Below are 7,843 nucleotides of genomic sequence, written 5' to 3' on the forward strand. Positions count from 1 at the left end.
ATAATGGCGTTATTATAGGGATGTACGCTACAGGTAATGGCAAGGTTTCGGCCAGGCCGGCTTATTTTGATTACTTTACTTATCAACCCATTCAATAGCTGTTATATGAAGCGTGTTTTGCTGTTATATTTACTGATAATCTTAACCAATACCTTATTTGGACAGGTTAGCATTTGGGCCACAAAAAGCTATACGCCGCAACAACTTGATAGCGTATATAAAACCGGTTCGGGCATATCAGGACCCGGCAAGCCCGTAGTGGGAAATGGTTTTGGCGGTCACGCCGGCAATTGGAGTTTTGATGCAGAAGTGACAGAAAACAATAAACTGAAATTTGCGGATGGATCGGTTATAAAAAAGGGACTTATTCCGGATATCAAGCCTATTTGGGATGTGCATATGCGGGACGCGGTCATTATTGTCGGGGGAGATGGCAACTATTATTTAACGGGCTCTACCGGAAACAACATCTGGCGCTATAATGATGGTGTAGAGATATATCGGTCAAAAGATCTTAAAAAGTGGGATTATTTGGGTTTGGTATGGAGTATCGAAAAGGATGGTGGTTGGGAAAAAACATGGCGCAACCACCACAATCAGCCAACAAGGGCCATTTGGGCACCCGAACTGCATTATATTCATCATAACTATTACATCTGCCTTAGTATGCCGCCTGGTGGTATATCTATTTTAAAAAGTACATCAGGTAAGGCCGAAGGGCCTTATGTACATGCTACGGACCCGAATAAACCTCTGTTAGGCGGTATCGGGCCAATCCCCGACTCATTTTTGATTGATCCTACTTTATTCGAAGATGAAGATGGTAAAGTTTATTTTACTCAGGGACCGGCTAAATATATAGCCCGTATGAAAGATGATCTAAGTGATTTCGCTGAGCCTTTGAGACCTGTAAAGTTACTTACCCCCGATCATGATCCCAGTCATCACATCTCAAATTGCGCAGCTAACAACCAGTTGAATGATCTTGGCTTTGAAGGGGCTACTTTATTTAAATATCATGGTAAATACTATCTGGGGGCTACTGATAAATATAATGACCGTTATTCAATGATGATCGCTACTGCTGACAATGTCTATGGGCCATACACAGGTCGGTATGAAAGTGTACCCTGCAACGGCGGTACAAACTTTTTTAAAGCTAAAAACGGCGATTGGTTCACCTGTTTTTTTGGCGACGATAGCCAGGCCCCTTGGCGCGAAAAACCAGGCATTATCAAGGTTGAATTTGATCGGAACGGTAAAATCGGTATCGCAAAAAAACAACCAAAATTTATTTTAAATAATTGATTTAGGTATTTATGAAAAAAGTAGTTGTTGCCAGTGTATTGTTGTGTCTAATATTTTCGGGGTTCGCCCAGAACACAACCAATGATGCCAAGATGGCCTGGTGGAGTAATGCCCGTTATGGTATGTTTATTCATTGGGGGCTATATGCCATACCTGCCGGCTCATGGAACGGAAAGGAAACAGGGCGCAATCGTGACGGTGCCTGGATCGTACGAGACTTAAAAATACCAATTGCCGATTATAAAGCGCTGGCCGCGCAATTTAACCCGAAACAATTTAACGCTGATGAATGGGTAGCCTTCGCTAAAAGCGTGGGCATGAAATATATAGTCATTACATCAAAACATCACGATGGTTTCGCGATGTTCAAATCTAGTGCGTCGGCGTTTAATGTGGTGGACGCTACGCCGTTTAAAACAGACGTGGTAGCAGCTATCGCGACCGCTTGTAAAAAACAAGGTATGAAATTTGGGCTCTATTATTCACAGTCGCAGGATTGGACGAATGGAGGAGCGAACTATGGGAATGACCCATGGTGGGACGAAAGCCAAAAAAATCGGGATTATGACAAATATATCGATGAAATCGTTATTCCGCAGGTAAAAGAGCTGTTGGCCTTTCATCCAGATATCATTTGGTGGGATACGCCGGTTAATATGACCAAAGAGCGGGCAGGGCGCATAAAGGCTGTGTTAAATACTTACCCGGATATTATTATCAATAACCGGTTGGGTGGCGGGGTAGGAGGCGATTTTGGTACCCCGGAGCAAGCGATTCCTGCTTTTAGCAACGATAATTACTGGGAGTCCTGCCTGACGACCAGCGGCACGAACACCTGGGGCTTTAAAAGTAGTGATAAGGTATGGAAAACTCCTGGATTCCTTATCCGTAGCATCATCGAGATCGCGTCGAAAGGTGGTAACCTGTTGCTCAACGTAGGTCCTGATGCACAGGGTGCATTTCCGCCTGCTGTTAAAGATACGCTAGAAGTAATGGGGAACTGGATGAAAATCAATGGTGAGTCGATTTACGGTACCTCTGCAGGGGTGTTCCCATATTTAAAATTTGGCCGTTGTACTCAAAAAGACAATAAGCTGTACTTGCATGTACTTAACTGGCCAACCGATGGAAAACTTAAAATCCCACTACAAAATGACGTGTTAAAGGCCTATATGCTCGCTTCTCCTAAAACGCTTTTGCAACTTTCCAAGCAAGATAAGTATTTATATATCAAGGTACCCACAAAAGCACCAGATACCCTAGCGACAGTTATTGTTTTAGAGTTGAAAGGGGTACCGCAAAGTTTGATTGGAAATTTAATCCCTTCCTTGAACAAATCTGCGACGGCTTCTTCAGAGGCAGATATTAATAGTAAAGCAGATTATGCCTTTGATGCCAAAGGTAACACTTTGTGGAAACCTGCCAAAAATCAGCAAACCGCGTGGTTGTCGGTTGACATGGGCGAGCAGACCAGTATTGGTGCAATTGCTATAAATGAGTATGCGGGTACTAATATCCAACAGTTTCAATTAGAATATAAGGTTGGAGATAATTGGATACCCTGTTTAAAGGGAACAAGTGTTGGCGGTAATTTTCAGGCATCGTTTAAGCCGGTAAAGGCACAGTTTTTCCGGTTGAATATTTTGAAGATGAATAATACACCTCAAATTAAAAGTATACAGTTGTTTTTTGATGAGTAATTCAAAATGAACGGTTAAGACAAACATTTGCAACAATGTAGCAGGTGCTGTTCTTTCTGTAAATCTATTTTTGTTCCCACCAATTGATAACTAAATTATTTTTGATGTTGAGGGAAACGACCATAAAAAAACAAAGGTCAAGAATAAAACAGCTAATATCAGTACTGCTGATGTGCTCTTTCTCATGTTCTGTAAATTTTTCTTTTGCACAAGCCTATTACCCTGGCGGACTGGCTAAATCATCATTTAATCTTTGGTTCGATGTAAGCGATGCGAGTACCATTACACAGGCCGGTGGCCTGGTAACTAAATGGAGCGACAAGATAAACGGTATAAATGCCTTGCAAAATACGGTTTCAAAACAACCATCGTTAAGCACGATTAACGGACGAGGAATAGTTGAGTTTAATGGGATAAAAGGGATGGATATTGCTAACAATAGTTTTATCAATCCCGCTTCGGGTTATCATCTTGCGCAAATGATATATGTTTACCCGGATGCACCCCTAAGTGTAACTGATTCGCGCTTAGGTACCTTTACTCGAAATTCAAAAGCGAATGCCTTTGTTGCAACAGGATTGCCTGAATTAAGTATTCGATATTCGGCGGCCGACACAGTGTACCAATTTGCCCAGATCGGAGCGGGCAATACCCTTTTTCCTGACATGAGGGGTACGTTCAGCCTATTAGAAAACTATATGAGTGGCGCAACCGGTTTAGCGACTTGCCGGCTTAATGGGGGGGGCGGTCAGTACCACTACTATAAGCGCTGCGGTAAGTTCAACAAATCCTGCTACAATAGGCAATCGCGAGCAATACTATATTGGGGTGCATTGGGGGGTAAATGAAACTGTTTTAACCGCAAAACCAATTTCCATCGCCGAAAGACAAATTCTTGAAGTTTATTTAGCCTGGAAATGGCACAATCAAAATAATTTATCAGGAGATATCCTATCACTTTACAACCCAACAGATAGTACTTTCAACAACAAGGTACTAGGGATAGGTAATGCTGGAACGACTGATACCGTTTTGTCGACTAAAAGTAATAATGGTTTAGCTTTTAGTAGCGCAGATCAAATTAAAGGTTTTTGCCTTGATAAAGGCCAGTATTTACTTGCTGCAGATAATAACGGTACAGGGGTAGTAAACATAGGCAGTAGTTACAACAGATGGGGCCGAAGCTGGTATATCGGAAAAACAGACCCAAAGAAAAGTGGCGGAATGCTGAATATGGTTTTTGATTTCGGCGTATATGGGCAAGCAGCCGGAAGCACAACCACAACTGATTATTACTTGTTGTACAATGCCTCAAAAGGCGACTTTAGCTCCGGTTCGAATTTTGTTATTCCAGTGGCATCCACGCAACTTGAAGGGGCGAAACTTGTATTTAAAGTTGATGGAAATAATATAAATAGTGGATATTATACCATTGTTTATGCTGCAAAGGGAACGCCTCAAAATCTAATTACAAATTTTAGCCCATTTGTTCCAACAGTTATTACTTATAATGCACCGGTTTTATTGCCTGTGTATGCTGGAAATACATTCAACACGGTTACCTGGAATGTGGATAGCTTAAGTTTTACACCAGTTGGGTATAAGATTTATTCGGGATCATCGCCCTCGTCCTTAAGCCTGATCGACAGCATTTCAGTTGGCTCAACCCTGTTATATAATCATTATGGTTTAACTAATGGCCAAAAGTATTATTATGCCGTAAAAGCAATAAGTCGTACAGGTAACTTAAGCTCAACTTTTTCCAATTTACACTCGGGGACCCCCGGCGTTTACAAAGCCCAGTGGAGCATCAGTCCACAGTTGTCGGGTTTAACTACAGCTATTATGGCAGCCGTGGCCCCAAGTCAAAGTCCAACTTTGAGGTATTATTTTGAAATTACGGCATCGGGCATAACTCAAAATAGTGGTTGGGTAAAAAGTCCAGCCTATAAAGATAGTACTTTAAGTACCGGGGTTACTACCAGTTTTAGGGTGAAGCTTGCAGATAGTACCAATGTAAATGCCACACAGTCTGGTTGGTCTGATAGTATATCGCTTACTGCTGCTGCCGATTCTGTGCAGGGCGGTTATACTTATAATTGGGCCTCATTTAACAATAGCGATAACAATGTATACGGGCTTGGCCCGGTTCAGGTGACACAAGACTTCACTGGAACGCCTTTTATTAAGCATATCCCCCCGTTTGGTATACATCCACGGGTTTTTTGTAACCCTGAAGATTCCACTACCATTCGTTTGCAGCTAAAAAATACCAATAGCGGTAGAGCCATCGCAAAAAAGATACATGCTTTTACAACATTACTTACTTTGGGAACCAAGGGGTCTCCCGGTATTTTTAACAATACCCCATCTTCCCCGTACGCTGTTGACTCATTAGGTGTTTATTATATCGGTACGGGCAACGCGTTTAATTTTTTTAATCAAAAGCCTACCTATGATTCATTGGCTACATATAAAAATGCGAATGGTATCGGTCGCGATGATAACTTATCGGTGCTGCTTGCCGATGAGGCTTTTGAATGTTGGCTTTTTAAAGGAACAATCGACCCTGTAACAAATACCAGTTACACACTAAGAGCGAAGAAGTTAGCTAATGCCTTTTCGCATTGGGCTGCAATAGTTATCAATGATCATAACTCAAATCCTGCGAGCACAAAAAATTTGGGTGGAAATGTAGGTTTGGTCTACGATTTTGCTTTCAATTCTATGACATCCGCTCAGCAGGATACCGTTAGGCGTGCTATGGCAATGTTAGCCGCTCATAGCTGGACGTACAACGGAGGTTCTGACTATTACGGCTTAAATATCACCTCGTACGCCAATACGTCTAATTGGGCCACCTGGGGAAACCAAACCCTTAATGATTTAGCTATGGAAGGGGAGCCCGGAGCGAATACGACCCGAACAATAACTTATGCGCGCGCCAATTGGAATTTTTTAACATATGGAATTTATGAGACCGGTCAGCCTTACGAAGGAATGGGTAAAAACGAGCTGGACGCAAGGGTACTTGTAGCATTGGCACGTAGAGGATACAGTATGTTAGGGCACCCAAATCTTCGGGCATTTGCAACAAAATATCTTCCTGCGATTACTCAACCATTTGGAAACTCTTTTGTTGGCACAGACCTGCTTGGCGGGTTTGATAATTACTACGGAGCACTGACAACAAACTATGCCGCTTATGGCGGATGGCGGTTCAAGGGGGTTGATATGGTTGCGTTGAAGTATATTTATCCTAACGACGTTGCCGTAGATTATGTCTGGAAAAACTATATAAAACAGTATACAGCAGATCAAAATGCCAAGGACGGCTATTACCAATACCAATCATTAGGGGGACAAACGCCATTTTTTGCCGATCTGCTCGCGGCAATTTATCCCGCCGACTACTCCTCGGCCTCTACCACCAGTTTAGCGCAAGCCGCATTTAAAGGGAATGCCAGCTACTTTGATTATCGAGGCGGAATGGCTGTTTTTAGAAGCGGATTTGATCAAAATGCAGCGACATTATGGTTTCATAACCGTACAGATATGGGTGGTCATGCCTACTCTAACAAAAATGACATTATGTACAGTGCCCTAGGACGCTCGTGGATGCCCAAGATAAGCACCAACGCAAACAGCAATAATGTTTGGTGCGACGTAACAAATGCTAATTCAGGAATATTGATCAACGGAAAAGGGGCCTGCGCCGATACCGGTGGAAACTTTATGAAAGTACCGGGTAAAATAGTTTACTATAACAGTACTGATGCAATTTCTTCCGTTGGTGGCGATGCTACCTTGGCATATAGCTACCTATGGCTTAGCGGCGGATCTGGCTATGCCCCCATTACAGAAACCCGTAACTCGTTTCAATATGTGCAAAGTAATTTACCTTATTTTAATATCAGCTTTAGCAATTACCCAAATTGGATGAACGCAGGCCAAAACAATAATTGGGTAAAATCACCTTATAACATATGCAAAAAGGTATTTCGTACCGTTGCTTTAATTAAAGATGCCAATCCGTACGCACTCATTGTTGATGACGTGCAAAAAGACGCTACAAACAATAATAATTATAAATGGATAGGTCAACTGGCAGCCGATCTGGTTGTCGACTCTGTTGTTGTGAATCTTAATAATTCGGCATATCGCAATGATATAATATTTAAAGAGCCATCAAATACAGGCAATAGACGCTTTTTGGTTCGGGTTTTGAATAATACTGGTCAGAAGGATCCTAAAACTCCAGGTGTTATCGACAATAATTGGATTCCCGGGCAGGCTACACGGTCGGTACCAAGGTTAACGTTGGAAAGTATAAGCAACAATCCAAACTTTAAGGTAATGTTATATGCTTATGTTGCAGGTAGTAAGTTGCCGGTTACAACATGGACAAGCGCGGCGCACGACAGTCTGCTGGTTACCAACGCAGGTGTAACTAAAATGGTCTATTTTCCAATGGATACGTTAGGTCGTACCAATATCTTTTTGGCAAACGCCCCTCTACAGGGAAATTATTTTATTGTAAATAAAAACAGTAAAAAACCAGTTAATGTTGTCGGATCCGGATTAAAAGACAGCGTTTTTATTGAACAAAACCAAGCCGACACGATAAGTTTGAAATGGACCGTAACGAGCGTGGGTTATGGCTATTATACCATTGTCAACAAAAATAGCGGGAAGTTTATGGATGTCTACAGGAACTCAAAATCTTCGATGTAAATCGTCAGCTGAAAGTGGACCGATAGGGTGCTAAGCTTGTGGAGTGTTTCCAAAGATTAATTAACTTTAAGACAATGGAAACCAAGAAGAAACAAACAGCA

5 protein-coding genes are annotated in these 7,843 nt (G+C 42.1%); all 5 read left to right on the forward strand.

The window, feature by feature from the left end; genetic code table 11:
* Positions 1 to 14: 14 nt before the first annotated feature.
* The 5 genes from QZX97_RS19090 to QZX97_RS09375 all read left to right on the forward strand — a co-directional run bounded on the left by QZX97_RS19090 (position 15) and on the right by QZX97_RS09375 (position 7,742).
* Positions 15 to 98: a hypothetical protein gene (locus tag QZX97_RS19090; RefSeq protein WP_363152256.1), complete on the forward strand. Its 84-nt coding sequence runs from the start codon at positions 15 to 17 to the stop codon at positions 96 to 98.
* Positions 99 to 105: 7 nt separating this feature from the next.
* On the forward strand, positions 106 to 1,308 hold the full coding sequence (locus tag QZX97_RS09360) for a family 43 glycosylhydrolase (RefSeq protein WP_295648030.1): 1,203 nt from the start codon (positions 106 to 108) through the stop codon (positions 1,306 to 1,308).
* Between the two features lie 11 nt (positions 1,309 to 1,319).
* Positions 1,320 to 3,008, forward strand: a complete 1,689-nt coding sequence (locus QZX97_RS09365; protein WP_295648032.1) for an alpha-L-fucosidase — start codon at positions 1,320 to 1,322, stop codon at positions 3,006 to 3,008.
* Between the two features lie 170 nt (positions 3,009 to 3,178).
* Positions 3,179 to 3,856 carry a hypothetical protein gene (locus tag QZX97_RS09370; RefSeq protein ID WP_295648034.1) on the forward strand — a complete coding sequence of 226 codons (678 nt, stop codon included), beginning with the start codon at positions 3,179 to 3,181 and terminating at the stop codon, positions 3,854 to 3,856.
* A gap of 184 nt (positions 3,857 to 4,040) precedes the next feature.
* Entirely contained in the window at positions 4,041 to 7,742 is a 3,702-nt protein-coding gene (locus QZX97_RS09375) for an RICIN domain-containing protein (RefSeq protein ID WP_295648036.1), read from the forward strand.
* Positions 7,743 to 7,843 lie beyond the last annotated feature (101 nt).

It is taken from the genome of uncultured Mucilaginibacter sp., assembly GCF_903893715.1.
GTDB lineage: Bacteria > Bacteroidota > Bacteroidia > Sphingobacteriales > Sphingobacteriaceae > Mucilaginibacter.

Bases quoted from the DNA above. Each gene is read 5' to 3' on its own strand.
- QZX97_RS09360 (WP_295648030.1), top strand. From the start codon at position 106: ATGAAGCGTGTTTTGCTGTTATATTTACTGATAATCTTAACCAATACC.
- QZX97_RS09365 (WP_295648032.1), top strand. From the start codon at position 1,320: ATGAAAAAAGTAGTTGTTGCCAGTGTATTGTTGTGTCTAATATTTTCG.
- QZX97_RS09370 (WP_295648034.1), top strand. From the start codon at position 3,179: ATGTGCTCTTTCTCATGTTCTGTAAATTTTTCTTTTGCACAAGCCTAT.